This window comes from Janthinobacterium sp. PSPC3-1 (assembly GCF_049896105.1).
GTDB lineage: Bacteria > Pseudomonadota > Gammaproteobacteria > Burkholderiales > Burkholderiaceae_D > Janthinobacterium.
In genome coordinates this window covers 1-19,925 of sequence record NZ_JAFCTQ010000001.1, presented here as the reverse complement: position 1 = coordinate 19,925, position 19,925 = coordinate 1, and the positions used below count along the sequence as shown (strand labels likewise).

At 60.3% G+C, this 19,925-nt stretch carries 23 protein-coding genes and 1 pseudogene; 7 read left to right on the top strand and 17 right to left on the bottom strand.

What is annotated here, in order from left to right; translation table 11 throughout:
* Positions 1-40: 40 nt before the first annotated feature.
* Complete coding sequence (locus ACP7B7_RS00120) at positions 41-874, bottom strand: aldo/keto reductase (RefSeq protein WP_426075364.1); 834 nt, start codon at positions 872-874, stop codon at positions 41-43.
* A gap of 147 nt (positions 875-1,021) precedes the next feature.
* On the opposite strand from ACP7B7_RS00120, the gene ACP7B7_RS00115 reads away from it, so the two are divergent.
* A complete protein-coding gene (locus ACP7B7_RS00115; RefSeq protein ID WP_426075363.1) occupies positions 1,022-1,387 on the top strand; it encodes an MmcQ/YjbR family DNA-binding protein in 366 nt (121 codons plus the stop codon).
* Here ACP7B7_RS00115 and ACP7B7_RS00110 read toward each other — a convergent pair.
* From ACP7B7_RS00110 to ACP7B7_RS00075, 8 genes are all read right to left on the bottom strand, one after another.
* Positions 1,384-2,316 (bottom strand): CysB family HTH-type transcriptional regulator, encoded by a 933-nt coding sequence (locus ACP7B7_RS00110; RefSeq protein ID WP_308924838.1) that lies wholly within the window; start codon positions 2,314-2,316, stop codon positions 1,384-1,386. The two genes, ACP7B7_RS00115 and ACP7B7_RS00110, sit on opposite strands and share 4 nt — an antisense overlap.
* A 15-nt stretch (positions 2,317-2,331) precedes the next feature.
* Positions 2,332-3,402: a sulfate/molybdate ABC transporter ATP-binding protein gene (locus ACP7B7_RS00105; RefSeq protein WP_308924837.1), complete on the bottom strand. Its 1,071-nt coding sequence runs from the start codon at positions 3,400-3,402 to the stop codon at positions 2,332-2,334.
* 1 nt (position 3,403) lies between these two features.
* Entirely contained in the window at positions 3,404-4,330 is a 927-nt protein-coding gene (gene cysW / locus ACP7B7_RS00100; RefSeq protein WP_308924836.1) for a sulfate ABC transporter permease subunit CysW, read from the bottom strand.
* A complete protein-coding gene (gene cysT / locus ACP7B7_RS00095) occupies positions 4,330-5,136 on the bottom strand; it encodes a sulfate ABC transporter permease subunit CysT (RefSeq protein WP_308924835.1) in 807 nt (268 codons plus the stop codon). The genes cysW and cysT overlap by 1 nt, the downstream gene beginning before the upstream one ends.
* A gap of 226 nt (positions 5,137-5,362) precedes the next feature.
* Positions 5,363-6,001 (bottom strand): peroxiredoxin, encoded by a 639-nt coding sequence (locus ACP7B7_RS00090; protein ID WP_308924834.1) that lies wholly within the window; start codon positions 5,999-6,001, stop codon positions 5,363-5,365.
* A gap of 45 nt (positions 6,002-6,046) precedes the next feature.
* Entirely contained in the window at positions 6,047-6,613 is a 567-nt protein-coding gene (locus tag ACP7B7_RS00085; RefSeq protein ID WP_308924833.1) for an RBBP9/YdeN family alpha/beta hydrolase, read from the bottom strand.
* A gap of 60 nt (positions 6,614-6,673) precedes the next feature.
* Positions 6,674-7,675 carry a sulfate ABC transporter substrate-binding protein gene (locus ACP7B7_RS00080; RefSeq protein WP_308924832.1) on the bottom strand — a complete coding sequence of 334 codons (1,002 nt, stop codon included), beginning with the start codon at positions 7,673-7,675 and terminating at the stop codon, positions 6,674-6,676.
* 129 nt (positions 7,676-7,804) lie between these two features.
* Positions 7,805-8,188: a diacylglycerol kinase gene (locus ACP7B7_RS00075; protein WP_308924831.1), complete on the bottom strand. Its 384-nt coding sequence runs from the start codon at positions 8,186-8,188 to the stop codon at positions 7,805-7,807.
* 153 nt (positions 8,189-8,341) lie between these two features.
* Here ACP7B7_RS00075 and ACP7B7_RS00070 point away from each other — a divergent pair, with 153 nt between their 5' ends.
* Positions 8,342-9,121, top strand: coding sequence for an IclR family transcriptional regulator (locus tag ACP7B7_RS00070; RefSeq protein ID WP_308924830.1), 780 nt, complete (start codon positions 8,342-8,344; stop codon positions 9,119-9,121).
* A gap of 262 nt (positions 9,122-9,383) precedes the next feature.
* On the opposite strand, the gene pbpG is transcribed toward ACP7B7_RS00070, so the two are convergent.
* Together pbpG and ACP7B7_RS00060 are read right to left on the bottom strand one after the other, a co-directional pair.
* The gene (pbpG, locus tag ACP7B7_RS00065) at positions 9,384-10,478 is read right to left on the bottom strand and encodes a D-alanyl-D-alanine endopeptidase (protein WP_308924829.1); all 1,095 of its coding nucleotides are present in this window, start codon (positions 10,476-10,478) and stop codon (positions 9,384-9,386) included.
* A 176-nt stretch (positions 10,479-10,654) separates the two neighbouring features.
* Complete coding sequence (locus ACP7B7_RS00060; protein ID WP_308924828.1) at positions 10,655-11,572, bottom strand: DMT family transporter; 918 nt, start codon at positions 11,570-11,572, stop codon at positions 10,655-10,657.
* 351 nt (positions 11,573-11,923) lie between these two features.
* On the opposite strand from ACP7B7_RS00060, the gene ACP7B7_RS00055 reads away from it, so the two are divergent.
* Positions 11,924-12,490, top strand: coding sequence for a phasin family protein (locus tag ACP7B7_RS00055; RefSeq protein WP_308924827.1), 567 nt, complete (start codon positions 11,924-11,926; stop codon positions 12,488-12,490).
* 127 nt (positions 12,491-12,617) lie between these two features.
* Here the strand turns inward: ACP7B7_RS00055 and ACP7B7_RS00050 are convergent, their stop codons facing one another.
* The 6 genes from ACP7B7_RS00050 to ACP7B7_RS00025 form a co-directional block, all read right to left on the bottom strand.
* On the bottom strand, positions 12,618-13,337 hold the full coding sequence (locus ACP7B7_RS00050) for an ABC transporter ATP-binding protein (protein ID WP_308924826.1): 720 nt from the start codon (positions 13,335-13,337) through the stop codon (positions 12,618-12,620).
* Entirely contained in the window at positions 13,334-14,107 is a 774-nt protein-coding gene (locus ACP7B7_RS00045; RefSeq protein ID WP_426075362.1) for an ABC transporter ATP-binding protein, read from the bottom strand. The genes ACP7B7_RS00050 and ACP7B7_RS00045 overlap by 4 nt, the downstream gene beginning before the upstream one ends.
* Positions 14,108-14,117: 10 nt before the next feature.
* Complete coding sequence (locus ACP7B7_RS00040; protein ID WP_426075361.1) at positions 14,118-15,335, bottom strand: ABC transporter permease subunit; 1,218 nt, start codon at positions 15,333-15,335, stop codon at positions 14,118-14,120.
* Positions 15,336-15,356: 21 nt separating this feature from the next.
* Positions 15,357-16,286 (bottom strand): branched-chain amino acid ABC transporter permease, encoded by a 930-nt coding sequence (locus ACP7B7_RS00035; protein ID WP_426075360.1) that lies wholly within the window; start codon positions 16,284-16,286, stop codon positions 15,357-15,359.
* A gap of 258 nt (positions 16,287-16,544) precedes the next feature.
* Positions 16,545-17,519: a 4-hydroxy-3-methylbut-2-enyl diphosphate reductase gene (gene ispH, locus ACP7B7_RS00030; RefSeq protein WP_426075359.1), complete on the bottom strand. Its 975-nt coding sequence runs from the start codon at positions 17,517-17,519 to the stop codon at positions 16,545-16,547.
* Positions 17,520-17,529: 10 nt separating this feature from the next.
* Positions 17,530-17,985 carry an FKBP-type peptidyl-prolyl cis-trans isomerase gene (locus ACP7B7_RS00025; RefSeq protein ID WP_426075358.1) on the bottom strand — a complete coding sequence of 152 codons (456 nt, stop codon included), beginning with the start codon at positions 17,983-17,985 and terminating at the stop codon, positions 17,530-17,532.
* A gap of 110 nt (positions 17,986-18,095) precedes the next feature.
* Between ACP7B7_RS00025 and radC the strand changes: the two genes are divergently transcribed.
* The 4 genes and pseudogenes from radC to ACP7B7_RS00005 all read left to right on the top strand — a co-directional run.
* Entirely contained in the window at positions 18,096-18,770 is a 675-nt protein-coding gene (radC, locus tag ACP7B7_RS00020) for a RadC family protein (protein ID WP_426075357.1), read from the top strand.
* A gap of 245 nt (positions 18,771-19,015) precedes the next feature.
* The gene (gene rpmB / locus ACP7B7_RS00015) at positions 19,016-19,252 is read left to right on the top strand and encodes a 50S ribosomal protein L28 (RefSeq protein ID WP_010400928.1); all 237 of its coding nucleotides are present in this window, start codon (positions 19,016-19,018) and stop codon (positions 19,250-19,252) included.
* Between the two features lie 22 nt (positions 19,253-19,274).
* Positions 19,275-19,442 carry a 50S ribosomal protein L33 gene (gene rpmG / locus ACP7B7_RS00010; RefSeq protein WP_010400929.1) on the top strand — a complete coding sequence of 56 codons (168 nt, stop codon included), beginning with the start codon at positions 19,275-19,277 and terminating at the stop codon, positions 19,440-19,442.
* A gap of 139 nt (positions 19,443-19,581) precedes the next feature.
* A pseudogene (locus tag ACP7B7_RS00005) lies at positions 19,582-19,925 on the top strand (hypothetical protein); the annotation flags it as partial.

Below are 19,925 nucleotides of genomic sequence, written 5' to 3'. Positions count from 1 at the left end.
CGCATGAAAAACGGGAGGCTGATGCCTCCCGTTTTTTTGTTTACCGTTCGTCGTTCGTATCCGGGTCCCCGCCCTGCCGGTGCTCGCCATCAAGCAGCGCCAGCGCAGCAATATCCTCGGCGTCGAGCGCGAAGTCGAACACGGCCAGGTTCTGCCGCATGCGCTCGGGATCCTGCGATTTCGGGATCGCCACCAGGCCGTGCTGCACATGCCAGCGCAGCAGGATTTGCGCCGGCGAGCGGCCGTGTTTTCGCGCGATGCGCGCCACCGTGGCATCCTTCAATACTTCGCCGCGTCCCAGCGGGCTCCAGCATTCGATCACGATGCCCTGCCGCGCATGCCAGGCACGCAGCGCCGCTTGCGTGAAGTCCGGGTGCAGTTCGATCTGGTTGACGGCCGGCAGCACGCCGGTTTCCGACAACAGCCGGTCGATATGGGCCGGCTGGAAGTTCGATACGCCAATCGAGCGGATGCGACCTTCCTCGCGCAAGCGGACAAAAGCGCGCCAGGTGTCGACATACAGGTCGCGCATCGGCAGCGGCCAGTGGATCAGGTACAGGTCGAGGTAATCGGTGCCCAGCGCCGCCAGGGTGGCGTCGAATGCGCGCAAGGTGCTGTCAAAGCCGTGTTCGCTGCCGCGCAGCTTGCTGGTCAGCCGCACCTGGCTGCGGGCCACGCCGCTGGCGGCAATGCCGCGCCCGACGCCGGCCTCATTGCCGTAGCGCGCCGCCGTATCGATCAGGCGGTAGCCGCAGGCCAGCGCCGCCTGCACGGCCGTTTGCGCTTGCGCGTCGTCCAGCGGCCAGGTGCCAAAGCCGATCTGCGGCAAGTGCTGGCCGTCGTTGAGGGTCAAATGGGGAATCGCGTCTGTCATGCCTGTCCTTTGTAATGAGAGAGGGAAGGGTCATGATAGAGCACAATCGCGGCTGCGAGCCCGGCCCGCCTTGTACCGTGCACGGCAGGCAGCAGGATCGGCTACCATCCTTGCTTGTACACACGGACAGACTGGCGCGATTGAAGAATGAATACACAACAACTGCAAGACCATTGCGCGGCCCTGCCCGGTGCCCAGGCGGTGCCGCATGGCGCGCCGGCGAATATCCTGGTGTATGAAGTGCAGGGCAAGAAGTTTGCGTATTTCAAGACCAGCGCGCCCGAACAATGGCGCTTCAGCCTGCGCGTGAGCGCGGACCGCTTTGTCGAACTGACCGGCATGCCGGGCGTGAAGCCGGCGCGCTACATGGGCCGTTTTCACTGGGTGACCATCGTCGACGTGGCGCGCTTTCCGGCGGACTACCTGGCCGAGCTGGTACAGGATTCCCACGCGCGCGCCGTGGCGAAACTGACGCGCGCGCAGCGCGCCATGCTCGACGTCCTGCTCAATTAAAGCGCTTCCTCGCCGCCCATGGCGCGGTCGATATCCTCGCGCGTCAGGTCCGGCGCCAGCTGCAAAATGAATTCATAGGCATACGAGCGCAGATAGGCGCCGCGGCGCACGGCCAGGCGGGTGGTATTGGTGGCGAACAGGTGCGACGCTTCGACCGCGCGCAGCCCCTTGTCGCGGCCATGGTCGAAGGCCATCGAGGCGACGATGCCCACGCCCATGCCCAGCGCCACATACTGCTTGATGACGTCCGAATCCATGGCGGTCAAAATGATGTCGGTGGCCACGCCGGCCTTGGCAAACGCATCGTCGATATGGCCGCGGCCCGTAAAACCCTTGTCGTAGGTGATCAACGGGTATTTCGCCAGGTCTTCCAGGCGGATCGGCGAGTGCTCGAGCAGCGGGTGGCCGTCCGGCACCACGATCAGATGGCTCCAGCGGTAGCACGGGAACGACACCAGGTCGGGGAACTGGCTCAGGCCCTCGGTGGCGATGCCGATATCGGTCTTGCCCGACAAGACCCATTCCGCGATATGTTCGGGAGCGCTTTGCTGCAGCGCGATGCGCACATCGGGAAACGCCGCGCGAAAGCCCTGCACCACTTTCGGCAGCGCATAGCGGGCCTGGGTGTGGGTGGCCGCCACCGACAAGGTGCCGCTGGTCTGGCCGCTGTATTCCAGGCTGGCCTGCTGCAGGTTTTCCGCTTCGATCAACAGCCGGTCGACGATCTTCAGGATGCCCTTGCCCGGCTCCGTCAGGCCCGTCAGCCGCTTGCCGTTGCGCTCGAAAATGACCACGCCCAGCTCGTCCTCCAGCTCGCGGATCTGCCGGCTCACGCCAGGCTGCGAGGTGAACAGGGCGTTCGCCACTTCCGTCAGGTTATAGCCGCGGCGCGCTGCCTCGCGGATCGAGCGCAATTGTTGAAAGTTCATGGTGATTCCAGCCTTTTAGGTTCTTGTTGGTTCAACGAACACGTGCAGGCGTTTCGGGCGCACGACCAGGGTCTCGCCTTCTTTCAGTTGCAGATGGCTGAAGCGCTCGTTCGACATCACCGCTTCGATCAGCTCGCTGTTATCGACGCGCTGCAAATCCAGCTGGGCCAGCGGGCCGATCGCATGGGCACGGCTCAGTTTCACCACGATGCCGTCGGCGCCCGGCGTGTAACGGTCGATTTCCAGGTCATGCGGCCGCACATAGGCGGTGCCCTTGCTGTCGCTCACGCCAGCGTAATCGGGTACGTCGAAACTGGCGTCGCCGGTGGCCATCACGCCGTCGTGCACGCGGCCATGGAACAGGTTGACGTTGCCGAGGAAGCCATACACAAACGGCGAGGCCGGATGGTTGTAGACCTGCTCGGGCGACCCCAATTGCTCGACGGTGCCCTTGTTCATCAGCACCACCTGGTCGGCCACTTCCAGCGCCTCTTCCTGGTCGTGCGTCACAAAAATACTGGTCACATGCAGGTCGTCGTGCAGGCGGCGCAGCCAGCGGCGCAGTTCCTTGCGCACCTTGGCGTCCAGCGCGCCGAACGGTTCGTCGAGCAGCAGCACGCGCGGCTCGACCGCCAGCGCGCGGGCCAGCGCGATACGCTGGCGCTGGCCGCCGGACAACTGCGGCGGATAGCGGTCGGCCAGCCAGTCCAGCTGCACCAGCTCCAGCAAATCTTTTACCTTGCGGCGGATCTGGTCCTCGGACGGGCGCTCGCTGCGCGATTTCACGCGCAGGCCAAAGGCCACGTTTTCAAACACGGTCATGTGCTTGAACAGCGCATAGTGCTGGAACACGAAACCGACTTGCCGCTCGCGCACATGGCGGTTCGACGCGTCTTGCGCGTCGAGCAGCACTTGGCCGCTGTCCGGATGTTCCAGGCCGGCGATAATGCGCAGCAAGGTGGTCTTGCCGCAGCCGGACGGGCCCAGCAGCGCGGTCAGTTCACCGGCGGGAAAGTCCAGCGAGATATTGTCGAGGGCGACGAAATCGCCGAAACGCTTGTTGATGTTTTTAACTGCGATGGTCATGTCAGTGCTCCGTGGAACGTAAGGCGGAATCGTCGGCGTCGCTCTCGTTCAAACGCCACTCAATAAAGGCTTTCAGGGCCAGGGTCACCAGCGCCAGCAGGGCCAGCAAGGACGCCACGGCAAACGCGGCGGCAAAGTTGTACTCGTTGTACAGAATCTCCACCTGCAGCGGCATGGTGTTGGTTTCTCCGCGGATATGGCCGGACACCACCGACACGGCGCCGAACTCGCCCATGGCGCGCGCATTGCACAAAATCACGCCATACAGCAGGCCCCACTTGATGTTCGGCAAGGTCACGCGGCGGAAGGTATTCCAGCCCGAGGCGCCCAGTACCAGCGCCGCCTCTTCCTCTTCGCTGCCCTGCGACTGCATCAGCGGAATCAGCTCGCGCGCCACGAACGGGAAGGTGATGAAGATGGTCGCCAGCACGATGCCGGGCACGGCAAACAGGATCTTGATGTCGTGTTCCTGCAGCCACGGACCGAACCAGCCCTGGGCGCCGAACATCAGCACATAGATCAGGCCGGAAATCACCGGCGAGACGGAAAACGGCAGGTCGATCAGGGTCAGCAGGATGCTCTTGCCGCGGAACTCGAACTTGGCAATACACCAGGAGGCGGCCACGCCGAACACCAGGTTCAGCGGCACGGCAATCGCCGCCGTGATCAGGGTCAGCTTGATGGCGGAAATCGCGTCCGGATCGATAATCGCCGCCACATACGCTTCCCAGCCCTTTTTAAATGCTTCGGCAAACACGGCCACCAGCGGCACGATCAGGAAAGCGGTGAGGAACAGCAGCGCGATGCTGATCAGGACGGTGCGCACCCACAAGGGTTCCAGCACCACGGGGCCGACGGCAGGCTCGATGCGGCGCGCTTTCGGCAGCGCATCTTCCACATTGGCGACGGCGGAAACTTTGGTCGTCATTATTTCTTGCCCTTTCCGCGTGTCCACGCTTGCAGCAGGTTAATCGTCAACAACAGCAGGAAGGAGATCACCAGCATCACGACGGCAATCGCCGTGGCGCCCGCGTAGTCGTACTGCTCCAGCTTGGTAATAATGAACAGCGGGGTGATTTCCGACACCATCGGCATATTGCCGGCGATAAAAATGACGGAACCGTATTCGCCGGTGGCGCGCGCAAAGGCCAGCGCGAAGCCGGTCAGCAGCGACGGCAGGATGGTCGGGAAAATCACGCGGGTGAATGTTTGCAGGGAATTGGCGCCCAGGCTGGCGGCCGCTTCTTCGAGTTCTTTTTCCGCGTCTTCCAGCACCGGCTGCACCGTGCGCACGACGAAGGGCAGGCCGATAAAGGTCAGCGCCACCACCACGCCCAGCGGCGTGAACGCCACCTTGATGCCCAGCACGCCTTCGATGAACTGGCCGAACCAGCCATTCGAAGAATACAGGGCCGTCAGGGTAATGCCGGCCACCGCCGTTGGCAGGGCGAACGGCAGGTCGACCAAGGCGTCGATAATGCGCTTGCCGGGAAATTTGTAGCGCACCAGCACCCAGGCCAGGATGCCGCCGAAAATCACGTTGAGCAGGGCGGCGATCAGCGACGCGCCAAACGTCAAACGGTACGAGGCCATCACGCGCTCGGACGTGACGGCGTTGAAAAACGCTTCCCACGTCATCGTAAACGTCTTCAGGAACACCGACGACAGCGGGATCAGGACGATCAGCGCCAGGTAGAACAGCGTAAAGCCCAGCGACAGTTTAAAGCCAGGCATGACCCGGAACGGCGCTCCCCGCGCCTTCACCGGTGCTAGTGTTGCTTCAGACATGGAAACCCCTTCTTATTACATTTTCGAGTAACAGGGCGCCATATTCACATGCAATCGTTATAAAAAGAACTAACCATTTCTCATTTGCTTAGATGCAAAATGCATACATCAGCGTATAAAGCATGGGACGAAAAAAAACGCACCGGCAAGGTGCGTTTTCAAGGGAAGTGGCTTATTTGTTCGGCTGTGGCGTCAGGCGCAGGTAGGGTTTCGCGGCTGTAAATCCTTTCGGATACTTCTGCTTGATCACTTCCGGGTCCTGCACCGGCAATGGGATGATGACGTCATCGCCATCTTTCCAGTTGCCGGGGGTGGCGACCGTGTAGCCGTCCGTCAGTTGCAGGGCGTCGATCACGCGCAGGATTTCGTCGAAGTTGCGGCCGGTGCTCAGCGGATACGTGAGGATCAGGCGCACTTTCTTGTTCGGGTCGATGACGAACACCGAGCGCACGGTGGCGGTGACGGACTGTTCCGGGTGGATCATGTCGTACAGCACCGACACTTTCTTGTCGACGTCGGCGATGATGGGGAAGCCCACCACCGTGTTTTGCGTCTCTTCGATATCCTTGATCCAGCTCTTGTGCGATTCGGCCGCATCGACCGACAGCGCCACGGCTTTCACGTTGCGCTTGTCGAATTCCGGTTTCAGCTTGGCGGTCAGGCCCAGTTCGGTGGTGCAGACAGGGGTGAAATCGGCCGGGTGGGAGAACAGCACCACCCAGGAATCGCCAGCCCACTCGTGGAACTTGATGGTGCCGATCGAGCTGTCTTGTTCAAAGTCGGGGGCGGTATCGCCCAGGCGTAAAGTCATCGTGATCTCCTCAACAGGTTTTTACCGCAATAGGGGGTTGGACTATCAGGCTGCATGACGGTGGCGCGTGCTGCTTTGCGCCAGGTCAAACAGCGTTTGCAGTTGCGCCTGGCCATACACCCAGTCACCCAAACGGGACTCGGCGTTGATATGGCCCAGCGCACCGCCGTCAATATACTTGCAATTCCAGCGGCGCGCCCACTGCGCCGCGTGTTCGGCCTTCATCCACGGATCGGTCTGGCTGGCGATCAGGATGCCGGGGCAAGGCAATCGCTTGTGCGGCAATATCTCCGCCACACCGAATTTCTCGGGATCGGCCGGCCCCACCAGCAGCACGCCGGCCACGCCATGCGGATCGCGCGCCAGGCTGTGGGCCGTCGTCAGGCAGCCGAAGCTGTGGGCGACGATCAGGGTGGGACGGCTGTCTTCGCGCCGCGCCCGGTCCAGTTTTGCCGACCAGGCCGCCAGGTCGGGCTGTTCCCAGTCGTCCTGCTCGACCCGCTCGAACTGCGGATACAGGCGCTGCCAGCGGCTCTGCCAATGCTCGGGACCGCTGTTATGCAAGCCCGGCACGATCAGTACCCGGTAATCCGAAAAGCTGCGCAGCGCCATGATGGATCCTTTGCGATCAATGCGATCAAAGCCGGGCAGGCTGGCGCCCGCCCGTCATGATTACTTCGGTTGATAGATCTGGTCGAAGATGCCGCCGTCGGCAAAGTGCGCCTTTTGCGCCGCGGTCCAGCCACCGACCTGCTCGATGGTGAACAGATTGACCTTGGCAAACTGGCTGGCGTATTTCTGCGCCGCTTTCGGCGAAGCAGGACGGTAGTAGTTTTTCGCGATGATGTCTTGCGCCTCATCCGTGTACAGGTATTGCAGATAGGCTTCCGCCACCTTGCGGGTGCCGCGCTTGTCGACCACCTTGTCGACCACGGCCACCGGCGGCTCGGCCAGGATGCTGATCGACGGCGTGATGATGTCGAACTTGGTCGGACCCAGTTCCTTGACGGCCAGGTAGGCTTCGTTTTCCCAGGCGATCAGCACGTCGCCGATGCCGCGCTCGACGAAGGTGGTGGTGGCGCCGCGGGCGCCGGAGTCGAGCACCGGCACGTTTTTATACAGCTTGCCGAGGAATTCCTTGGCCTTGGCTTCGTTGCCGCCCGGCTGGCGCAGCGCATAGCCCCAGGCTGCCAGGTGATTCCAGCGGGCGCCGCCCGAGGTTTTCGGATTCGGGGTAATCACGGACACGCCCGGCTTGATCAGGTCGTTCCAGTCCTTGATGCCTTTCGGGTTGCCCTTGCGTACCAGGAACACGATGGTCGAGGTATAAGGCGAGCTGTTGTGCTCCAGGCGCTTCTGCCAGTCGGCCGCCAGCAGCTTGCGTTCGGCCAGGGCGTCGATGTCGTAGGCCAGCGCCAGGGTCACCACGTCCGCTTCCAGGCCGTCGAGCACGGCACGCGCCTGCTTGCCGGAACCGCCATGCGATTGCTTGATCTTGACGTTGTCGCCCGTCTTGCCTTTCCATTCCTTGGCAAACGCCGTATTCACGTCCTGGTACAGCTCGCGGGTCGGGTCATACGACACGTTGAGCAAAGTGATATCGGCAGCTTGCGCGGTTTGCAGGATGGCAAAGGCGCTGATGGCGGCGGCAATGATTAATTTTTTCGACAACATCGATGATCCCCGTGTGGTTAAGCTTTCAGAGCCACCAGATTACGGCCCTGCGATCATAAAGAGAACGAAGCGTTTCACCATTTGATATGCGATTTTCGTATATGGATGGCACTCAACGGAGATGCGCCATCAATAAAAGCGGTTGAACAGCACCACCGCCCAGGTGGCGAATGCCAGCAGGCAGGTCAGCAGCACGGCGGCGCTGCCGAAATCCTTGGCGTTCTTCGACAGTTCATGGCGCTCCAGCGAAATCCGGTCGACCACCGCTTCCAGCGCGGAATTGATCAGTTCGACGATCAGCACCAGCAGCAGCACGCCGATCAGCACCAGTTTTTCAAACGCGGACACCCTCAGCAGCAAGGCGATAATGGTGCCGGCCACGAACAGGCCCAGTTCCTGGCGGAACGCATGCTCGCCGCGCCAGGCCGCTTTCAAGCCGTCGATGGAATAGAAAAAGGCGGAAAAGATGCGTTTCAAGCCGCTCTTGCTTTTGAATTCATTTACTGGTTGCATGGATTTTCGTGTTCCGGCCGATAAGGGAGTTTGATTATGCCTTGGCACAATAGGAATTGTGACAATTTTTCCTGCAAAGCCACAGCGGGCATTCCCCTCTTTCACATCATGGTATAAAGTACGGCATGAATACTGCATCGCACCAAATCCATCATGAAAATTGAACCCGTCGCAGCGCCGAAGACGACGATACAGGTGATCGAGCGCATGGTCGCCCTGCTCGACGCCCTGGCCAAATATAGCGACCCGGTCAGCCTGAAGGAATTGTCGAAGGTCTCGGGCCTGCACCCGTCCACCGCCCACCGCATCCTGAACGACATGGTACTGACGCGCTTTGTCGACCGCATCGAGCCGGGCACCTACCGGCTGGGCATGCGCCTGCTGGAGCTGGGCAATGTGGTGAAAAGCCGCCTCAGCGTGCGCGAAGCGGCGCTCGACTTCATGCGCCAGCTGCACAAGAAAACCCAGCAAACCATCAATCTGTCGGTACGCCAGGGCGACGAGATCGTGTATATCGACCGGGCGTTCTCGGAGCGTTCCGGCATGCAAGTGGTGCGCGCCATCGGCGGGCGCGGCCCGCTGCACCTGACCTCGACCGGCAAGCTGTTCTTATCGGTCGATGAACCGAAAGCGATCCGCGCCTATGCCACGCGCACCGGCCTGGCCGGGCACAACAAGAATTCCATCACGGATTTGCTGAAACTGGAACGCGAGCTGAGCCAGGTGCGCGAGAACGGCTATGCGCGCGACAATGAAGAGCTGGAACTGGGCGTGCGCTGCATGGCGGCCGGCATCCGCGATGATTCGGGCAAGCTGATCGCCGGCCTGTCGATCTCGGCGCCGGCCGACCGGCTGCAGGACGAGTGGTTGGAGGATCTGGTGGAAACGGCGAACCAGATTTCGGTGACGCTGGGCTTTATGCCGCAGAATTAAAATTAACGTCCCCGCCCCACAAGCACACCACCAAACTGATTAAAACCCCAGTCGTCCGCATAGGCATCTTGGGCCAAGCGGGCCTGAAAAATGTCGAGGGCAAGGCGCAGCGACGAAGACAGTACGCATGGTCGGCGAGGAGCTGCAACGCCGCCATCGGCATTTTCTCGGGCCTGCGTCTCCGGCCCGCCATTTTTACGCCTTGCTTTTAATACATCGGACAGATTAACTTACGGCATTACAATGAAAACTGCCTTTGTAATCAACCGCCTGGAAGAACCAAGTTGCCTGGTTTCAGCGCTTCGAGCCACTTCCTCATCCGTCCGGCATCGGCCGTACGCGACTGCTTGCCCTTGGAGTCGAGGAACACCATGATCACGGAACGCCCTTCGATCACGGCCTGCATCAGCAGGCAGCGCCCCGCTTCGTTGATGAATCCGGTCTTTTGCAAGCCGATGTCCCAGCCCGGATTGGCCACCAGGTGATTCGTGTTACCGAATTGCATGGGGTGGCCGCTCGCTTCGACAATGGCTTTCGGATCGGTCGAGAACTGGCGCAGCAGCGGTTGCTGGAAGGCGGCCATGGCCAGCTTGGCCAGGTCATGCGCGCTGGCCACGTTCATTTTCGACAAGCCGCTCGAATCGACATAGCGGGTGTCGTTCATGCCCAGCTTGCGCGCCTTGGCGTTCATGGCGTTCACGAAGGCCGGCAGGCCACCCGGATAGTTGCGGCCCAGGGCGGACGCGGCGCGGTTTTCCGAACTCATCAGCGCGATATGCAACATATTGCCGCGCGTCAATTGTGAACCGACTTTCAGGCGCGAGCTGCTGAACTTGGCGCGGTCGACATCGTCGTCCGTGATCGTCAGCACTTCTTCCATGTCCTGCCCCGCTTCGACCACCACCAGGCCCGTCATCATCTTGGTAATCGAGGCGATCGGCAGGGCCACATTGGAATTTTTCTCGAACAGGACTTCCGCATTGCTCTGGTCGAGCACCAGCGCCACGCTGGACTTCAGGTCGAGCGGATCGCGTGTCAGGTTCAGGCCGGCCAGGTCGCCCATGGTCGGCATCGGCGCGGCCATCGGCACGGCGGCGCTGGTCACTCTTTGATAGATGACCTTGCGCTTGCCGCGCACGGTCACCACGCGGCGCACGGCTTTCTCGCGCGGCGCAGCAATCGCGCGCGTACCCGTGGCGCGGGCGCCCTTGCGCACGACGACTTTGACTTTCTTGTTATTCTGTTTCTTGGCAGCTGACGATTTGCTGGCTGCTTCCTTGGCGTGCACGGCAGCAGCCGGTGCCAGCGCAAACAGCAGGGAAGCCAGCAAGCCCAGCGCGAGTTTAAACTTAGCCATTCAATATTTCCCCGTGAAGCTGTTGCATTATTGCAGTGTAGCGAAATGCAGAGTAATCGCAAGCCTATTTAACAGTTGAGACAGTATTTATTGCGGCAATGAAACACAAAGCATTATTGATGAGCAAATGAATTTCCTTTTCATTATGCGTTTCCTTGCCTGAACCGTGATGGGTGTCATTTCTTGACGACAAACACCACGCCGATCACGGCCACCAGCATGCCGGCGATGCCCAACATGTTAAATGCTTCGCCAAACATCAGCCAGGCCATCACGGCCGTGGTCGGCGGCGTCAGATACAGCAAGCCCGTCACCTTGGTGGCGTCGCTGCGCCGTATCAGTGCGAACAACAGGAAGATGGCGCCGATCGACAGCACCAATACCGACCACAGCAAGGCGCCGATAAAGTTGCCGGTCCATTGCACGCTACTGAAAGCAAAATCCAGGCCTTCGTAATACAAGGCAAACGGCAGCACCACAACGATCGAGGCGGCAAATTGCACGACGGTGCCGGTGCGCAGGTCGAACTGCGGACAATGGCGTTTCTGGTACATGGTGCCGGCCGTCATCGACAGCAGCGCGAACACGCACAGCAGCACGCTTTCCACGGTCAGCCCCACCAGGTTGATCTTGGCGTAGACCACCAGCGCCACGCCCAGCAGGCCGAAAAACAGGCCCAGCCACTGGCGCGGGCGCACCGATTCGCCGATCAAAGGTGCGGCGCAGGCCGTCAGCACCGGCTGCATGCCGACGATCAGGGCGGACAGGCCAGCCGGCATGCCCAGCTTGATCGCGCACCACACACCAGCCAGGTAGCCGGCCTGCATCAGGATGCCGGCCACGGCGATCTGGCGGAACTGCCCGACCGGCCACGGCGCACGCAAGACCAGCACCAGCGGCAGCAGGATCACCAGCACGCCCAGGAAACGCAGCAGCAAAAACGTCAGCGGCGGCGCATACGGCAGGCCGAACTTGGCGACGATAAAACCGGTGCTCCATAACAGGACGAAGAAAGCGGGCAAGGCCATCGGCGCCAGGCTGGCGGGAAAAACGGGCTTATTGCTGGCGCCTGGCGCGGCGGGAAGATTGGACATGAACAGGCTCGGAAAACGTGGCGGCACCGTGGGCTGGCGCCAGTGCGGAAGATCAAGTCTAGCATGCTGCGCCGCCCGGCGTGCCGCAGGAGGCCGAAGAGGCCAGTTTCCAGGAAATAATTATCTGGAAGAATCAAAAATTAATCTTTAGAAACAATGACTTTTGACCCAAATCTATTCAATTGTTGCAACGCACAAAATTCGCTTGACTTAACTTTTTTTCACCGTAGAATAGGGTTTGTTGCGTTGCACAATTGCTTGTTCAGCTAGATAAAACAGAGTCAACTGCTTCCCCCTTTATGGCAAACGCAGCATCAAATTAACCAGATTTTAATATTTTGGAGATTCACAATGTTTTCAATCCCTGAGCAATTCTCGTCCGCCACCAAATCCAACCTGGAAGCCCAATTCGCCCTGTTCTCGTCGCTGACGGGCAAGGCATTTGAGAGCATCGAAAAAATCGTCGAACTGAACCTGACCGCCGCCAAAGCCACCCTGGAAGAGTCGACCGCGACCACCAAGCAATTGCTGGCTGCCAAGGATCCACAAGAATTCTTCTCGCTGACCGCTGCCCAAGCCCAGCCGACCGCTGAAAAAGCCATCGCCTACGGCCGTCACCTGGCTGCGATCACGTCCGGCGCACAAGCCGAATTCAGCAAAGCTGCTGAATCGCAAATCGCCGAAACCAACCGCAAGGTCATCTCGCTGGTCGAAGAAGTCACCAAGAACGCGCCAGCCGGCTCGGAAAACGCGGTCGCCATCTTCAAAAGCGCCATCGGCAACGCCAATGCAGGTTACGAGCAGTTCACGAAAAGCAGCAAGCAAGCCGTGGAAACCATCGAAGCGAACCTGGCATCGGCCGTCAGCCAGTTCACGCAAGCCGCTGCAAAAGCCGCACCGCACGCTGCCAGCAACTAATTAGCGACGTTTGACTCGGGGCCGCCACGGCGGCCCAGCTGAACCAGCTCCTCCAGGCATCCACCCCGTACTTCCCCACGGATGCCATTATGCCCCGGTCTCCCGGGGCATTTTTTATGGGCAAAGACTATTCACCCAGATAGGCGGCCTTGACGCGCGGATCGTCGAGCATGTCGGCCGCATTGCCGCTCATCGTCATCAGGCCCGAATCCATCACATAGCCGCGGTGCGCCGCCTGCAGCGCCAGGCGCGCATTCTGTTCGACCAGCAGAATCGTGATGCCTTCGCCCGATACCTTGCGGATGACCTCGAAGATCTTCTCGACCATGATCGGCGACAGGCCCATCGACGGCTCGTCGAGCAGCAGCAGTTTCGGGTGGCTCATCAGCGCGCGCGCCATCGCCAGCATCTGCTGTTCGCCGCCCGACAAGGTGCCGGCCATCTGCGCGGCACGCTCTTTCAGGCGCGGAAACACGTCGAACCACCGGCCGATATCGGCCTCGATGCCGGCCACGTCCGTGCGCGTGTAAGCGCCCATCATCAGGTTTTCGCGGATTGACATGCGGGTAAACACGCCGCGCCCTTCGGGCACCATCGCCAGCTTCTTTTCCACCAGGTGAAACGACTTGCTGCCCTTGAGCGACTCGCCCATATAGCTGATCGTGCCTTCGACCTTGCACGCCGGCAAAGTTCCCGTGATGGCTTTCAGGGTCGTCGTCTTGCCGGCGCCATTCGCGCCGATGAGCGCGATCAGTTCGCCCTGGTTGACTTCCAGGTCGATGCCCTTGACGGCCTTGATGCCGCCATAGGCCACGCTCAGGCCCGCCACTTTTAAAACATTACTCATGCGTGCGATCCTCCCAGGTAAGCCTCGATGACGGCCTGGTTTTTTTGTATGTCGGCTGGCAAGCCTTCGGCGATGCGCTTGCCGTATTCGAGTACCGTGATGCGGTCGCACAGCCCCATCATCAGTTTCACGTCGTGTTCGATCAGGAGCACGGTCTTGCCTTCGGCCTTGATTTTCACCAGCAGCTCGCGCAGGGCCAGCTTTTCGGTGGCATTCATGCCGGCCGCCGGTTCGTCCAAGGCCAGCAGCTGCGGGTCGGTGGCCAGCGCGCGGGCGATTTCCAGGCGGCGCTGGTCGCCGTAGGACAAAAAGCGGGCCGTGCGGTTGGCGAACTGGGCAATGCCGACGAACTCCAGCAGCTCCAGCGAACGCCGGCGTATAGCCGCCTCTTCCTCGCGCGCCGCCTTGTGGCGGAAGATGGCGCCGAACACGCCCTGGTGCGAACGCACGTGGCGCCCCACCATCACGTTTTCCAGCGCCGTCATGTCGCCGAACAGGCGGATATTCTGGAAGGTGCGGGCAATCCCGGCCTTGGCCACCTTGTGCGGCGCCGACGGCGAGTACGGCTTGCCGGCCAGCTCGAAGGTGCCCGTATCGGGCTGGTACAGGCCGGTGATCACGTTGAAAAACGTCGTCTTGCCGGCGCCGTTGGGGCCGATCAGGCCATAGATCTGGCCTTGCTTGATGGTAATGCCGACATCGGTCAGCGCCTGCAGGCCGCCAAAGCGTTTGTTGACGCCGGCGATATTGAGAATGATCTGTTCGCTCAAGCCGTTCTCCTTAAGCCGACACGACATCGGTCGATTTGTTGGGCTGGTCGACGTCGTGGTCGGGCCGGTCTTCGCTCTTCGGCGACGGCCACAGGCCGGCCGGGCGATTGAGCATGATCAGCACCATGGCCAGGCCGTACAGCAACTGGCGCAGTACTTCCGCTTCGATCACCACCTTGCCGAACAGCGCCTGCTGGGCCGGCTCGACCACATGGCGCAGCAGTTCGGGAATCGAGGCCAGGATCACGCCGCCCAGGATCACGCCGGGGATATGGCCGATGCCGCCCAGCACCACCATCGCCAGCACGGCGATCGATTCGGTCAGCGAAAACGATTCCGGCGACACAAAACCCTGGAACGACGCAAACATGGCGCCGGCCACGCCGCCAAACGAGGCGCCCATGGAAAACGCCAGCAGTTTGACATTGCGCGTGTTGATGCCCATGGCTTTCGCGGCGATCTCGTCTTCGCGGATGGCGACCCAGGCGCGGCCCAGGCGCGAATGCTGCAAGCGCTTGGTGATGAACACCACGGCGATGCACAGGAACAGGAACAGGAAGTAATAGGCATTCACGGACGGCATCGAAAAGCCGCCCACCATCACGGTGCTGTTGGTGCCCGCCTCGCCGGCCAGGTTAACGCCGAACACACGGATCGGATCGATCAGGTTGATGCCCTGCGGCCCGTTGGTGAAATTGATCGGGTCGTTCAGGTTGTTCATGAAAATACGGATGATCTCGCCAAAGCCCAGGGTCACGATGGCCAGGTAGTCGCCGCGCAGTTTCAGGGTCGGCGCCCCCAGCAGCGCGCCGAACAGGCCGGCGACAGCTGCCGCCAGCGGCACGATCACCCACACCGACAGATGGATGCCGTTCTCGCGGATCTCCGGCCCCATCAGTTGCACCAGCGACTCGCCGAACACGGGATACTGGTTGATCACCGATTCGAGCAGGATGGCGAACTGGGGCGAAGCGAGCAGCGCCGTCAGGTAGGCGCCCACCGCATAAAAGGCGATATAGCCGAGGTCCAGCAGGCCGGCAAAACCCACCACGATATTCAGGCCCAGGGCCAGCATGATGTACAGCAGCGCCATGTCGATGATGCGCACCCACGAGTTGCCGAACTGGGCGGCAAAGAATGGGAAGATCATCAGCAGCGCGGCCAGGCCCACCATGCCGGCCCAGGCTTTGGTGGGGTTCTTCTTGACGTCGAAATCGAGTAGTGCCATGTTATCTATCTCCTAATGACGTCAGGCGCGGTCGGCCACGCGTTCGCCCATGATGCCGGACGGACGCAGGGTCAGCACGATGATCAGCACGATAAAGGCAAAGATATCCTGGTAGTGGCTGCCGAGGAAACCGCCGGTAAGGTCGCCGATATAGCCGGCGCCCAGGCTTTCGATTATGCCCAGCAGGATGCCGCCTATCATGGCGCCGTAGATATTGCCGATGCCGCCCAGCACGGCGGCGCAGAACGCCTTCAGGCCCGGAATCGCGCCCATGGAAAATTGGATGGAAGCATAGTTGGCGCCCCACATCACGCCGGCCACGGCGGCCAGCGCGGCGCCGATGGCGAAGGTGGCGACGATGACCTTGTCGGAATCGACTCCCATCAGGCCGGCCACGCGCGGATTTTCCGCCGTGGCCCGCATGGCGCGGCCCATTTTCGTTTTTTCCACCAGGATCACCAGCGAGCCCATGGAAATGGCGGCCAGGGCCAGCAGCAGCACTTGCGTTTGCGAAATCACGGCGCCGCCGATATGGATCGGGTCGGTCGACAGCAATTGCGGGAACGGCAGCGGGTTGCGGGTCCAGATCATCATGGCAAAGGTTTGCAGCAATATCGACACGCCGATGGCGGTGATCAGGGGAGCGAGGCGGGGGGCGTTGCGCAGGCGGCGGTAGGCGACCCGCTCGATGATGATATTGACAAGGATGCAGGCGGGAATCGCGCCGAGGATGGCGGTAGCCAGTTTCAAATAGCCGGGCCAGTCCGGCACATAAATGCCCAGCAGCTTCAGGATGGCGAGGCCCACCATGGCGCCTATCATGAGCACGTCGCCGTGGGCGAAGTTAATCAGGTTCAGGACGCCGTACACCATCGTATAACCGAGGGCGACCAAGGCGTACATGCTGCCCAGCACCAAGCCGTTAATGATTTGCTGGATGAATGTATCCATGTCAGATTGCCCTATCGTTGCATTTTTCGGGAACACCGTCCGCTCGCCATGCCGCCGCCGATAAAAAAACGGCACCGAAGGAAAAATTCCTGCAGTGCCATCCTTGGACCGTTCTCACCAGCCTGGTGCATGCACTGAAAACGTGCGCACCCGTGCTTAGTCATAACGACAACATACTCAAGCTTGCGACCATCATAACGATCTTTTGCAAAAACTTAGCTTGGAATAATATCGAAACCAACAAATTAAATTCAGTTTTTATGCCGGAGTCTCTCCAAAGCTCACTTGCTCCACCACCCTTTTCACCCCATCAAGGCCCTTCGGCATCGGGAAGGTCACGGCCTCCTGCACGCCGTCCAGCGGCCGCACGCTCTTCACGCCACACTCTTTCAGGCGGTCGATCACGGCTTGCACCAGCACCTCGGGCGCCGAGGCGCCGGCCGTGACACCCACGCGCAGCTTGCCGTCCAGCCAGGCCGGGTCGATCTGCGAGGCGTTATCGACCATGTAGGCAGGCGTGCCCATCTTGTCGGCCACTTCGCGCAGGCGGTTCGAATTCGAGCTGTTCGGGCTGCCGACCACGATCACCAGTTCCACCTGTGGCGCCATGAATTTGACGGCTTCCTGGCGGTTGGTGGTGGCGTAGCAAATGTCGCCTTTTTTAGGCTCGGAAATATTCGGATATTTTTGTTTCAGGGCCGCAATAATGTCGATGGTGTCGTCAACTGACAACGTTGTTTGCGAAACATAGGCCAGGCTGTCCGGATTGGCCACCTGCAAGGCTGCCACATCCTGGAGCGTTTCCACCAGATGCATGCCCTGCTCGGCCTGTCCCATCGTCCCTTCCACTTCCGGATGGCCGTCATGGCCGATCATGATGATCTCGCGGCCCTCGCGGCGCATCTTGGCCACTTCCATGTGCACCTTGGTGACCAGCGGGCAAGTGGCGTCAAAGATGCTCAAGCCCCGTGATTCGGCCTCGGCGCGCACGGCTTTCGAGACGCCATGGGCGGAAAACACGAGCGTATTGCCAGAAGGCACATCATCGAGGTCATCGATGAAGATGGCGCCCTTGTTGCGCAAATCGGCCACCACATAGGCGTTATGGACGATTTCATGGCGCACATAGATAGGCGCACCAAATTGTTGCAGCGCGCGCTCGACGATTTCGATCGCCCGGTCGACGCCGGCGCAAAAACCGCGCGGCTGGGCCAGTAACAGTTCCTTGTCCATGGACATCTCCTTACAGCACGGATATCAGTTTGACTTCAAAACGCAGCGGCTGTCCGGCCAACGGGTGATTGAAGTCGAACAGGGCGGATTCGTCGCGCAGCTCGCGCAGGACGCCGGCAAAACGGCCGCCACCAGGGGCGGCAAAGTCGACCAGGTCGCCGATCTTGTAGTCGGCGCCCGGCACCGAGTTTTCGTCCAGGGTGGCGCGCGTGACCGATCGCACCAGGTCCGGGTTGCGCTCGCCGAAGCCTTCGCTGGCGGCCAGCTCGAACGTGGTGTGCGTGCCTTCCGGCAAGCCCAGCAAACGCTCTTCCAGGAACGGCGCCAGCTGGTTCTGCCCCAGCATCAGGGTCGCGGGATTTCCGTTGAAGGTAGTGACAATATCAGTACCGTCCACAGTAGCAAGACGATAATGCAGAGTGAGGTAGGCCGCTTTGGTGACGACTGCTGGTTGCTGGTTGGACATAGTGATGTTTTCAGATAACTGATGCAAAACGATATTGTAAGCCACACTGGCCGCGCCCGCCCCATTGCGTCGTCAAAGGATGTCCCTGCCGCACTACACGGGAGAGCAATATGGCAATCAAGGACTGGCCCGCCCGCGAGCGGCCCCGGGAACGGCTGATCGAGGACGGCGCGCACACGCTGTCGGATGCGGAATTGCTGGCCGTTTTCCTGCGCACTGGCGTGCGTGGCAAGAGCGCGGTGCAGCTGGCGCGCGACACGGTCGAGCACTTCGGTTCGCTGCGCGGCCTGTTCGGCGCCAGCCTGGTCAATTTCTCGGCCGTGCACGGCATGGGCAGCGCCAAGTTCGCCCAGCTGCAGGCCGTGATGGAACTGGCGCGGCGCGCGATTGTCGAAGACCTGCAATCGGGCCAGGTGCTGAGCTCGCCCCATGCGGTCAAGGACTATCTGCGCATCACCATGGGCAACCTGGGCCATGAATCGTTCCATGTATTGTTCATGGACGTCAAGAACCGCCTGATCACGACACGCGAAATGTTCCGGGGCACCCTGACGCATACCAGCGTGTATCCGCGCGAAGTGGTGAAACAGGCGCTGCAGCACAATGCGGCCAGCGTGATCCTGGCGCACAACCACCCTTCCGGCACGCCGGAGCCCAGCGAATCGGACCTGTTGCTGACGCGTTCGCTGGTGCAGGCGCTGTCGCTGGTCGATGTGCGCGTGCTCGACCACTTTGTGGTGGCAGGCCGGCAAGTCCATTCCTTCGCCGAACACGGACAACTCTAGCGTCCATGCGCGTTTGCGGCAGTTAACCTGTATAAACAAGGACATACGCGCGCCAGCCGGGCTGCTTGCCTAGCAGTAAACAAGTCAGTTTACAAGGTTTTTCATGACAGGAAACAGCTGCGCCTCAAATTGTTAAATCATTTAACACAACAAGACACAATTGTTTTTCGCAAGTCATTGATAAATCTGATTTTTTTGGATATACTCTCGTTTTTCCAATTTGGAATGTCTTTAAGGAGTGCGCCATGGCACGTGTTTGCCAAGTCACTGGGAAGAAGCCGATGGTCGGCAACAATGTTTCCCATGCAAACAACAAAACCAAACGTCGTTTTTTGCCTAACTTGCAAAATCGTCGTATTTTTGTTGAATCTGAAAACCGCTGGGTCTCCCTGCGTTTGTCCAACGCCGGTCTGCGCGTCATCGATAAAGTCGGCATCGACGCCGTATTGGTCGACATGCGCGCTCGTGGCGAAAAAGTCTAATTAGCAGAACAAGGGAGCTATCATGGCAAAATCAGGCCGCGACAAAATCAAGTTAGAATCGACCGCCGGTACGGGTCACTTCTACACGACCACCAAAAACAAGCGTACGACGCCTGCGAAAATGGAGATCATGAAATTTGATCCTAAAGCACGCAAGCACGTGACGTACAAAGAAACCAAGATCAAGTAATCGATCCGAGTTCCTTGAAAAAGCCGCTTCCGAGCGGTTTTTTTCTAGGGCGGCACATTCTGCTTACCTCTCCCGCGGGCACTATTGAAGCGCGTTGCTGTCCAAGGTCGCATGGGAATCTTCCTCAAGGAGAGCGATCATGTCAGGACGTCCTATTCGTGGCGAAGCCGAGTGTCAGTACACGCTGGCACTTCAATGCGCCGACTGCGCCGCATGCGCACAGCGCATGCCGACGACATATACCAAGACCCGCAAGCTGGTGACGATGCATGGGCTGATCCAGCTGCGCTTGCAAATCCGCCGCTGCGAGAATGCCCAATGCCCACGCTTCCATCAAGTCTGCCATCCCGAGGAAGAAGGCCGCTGGGCGTTACCCAAGCAGGAATTCAGCTTCGATGTGGTGCTGCGCGTGGGGCAGTTGCGTTATCGCGAACATCGCTCTTGTCCCGAGATCTTCCAGCAGTTGCGCCAGGAAGGTGTCGA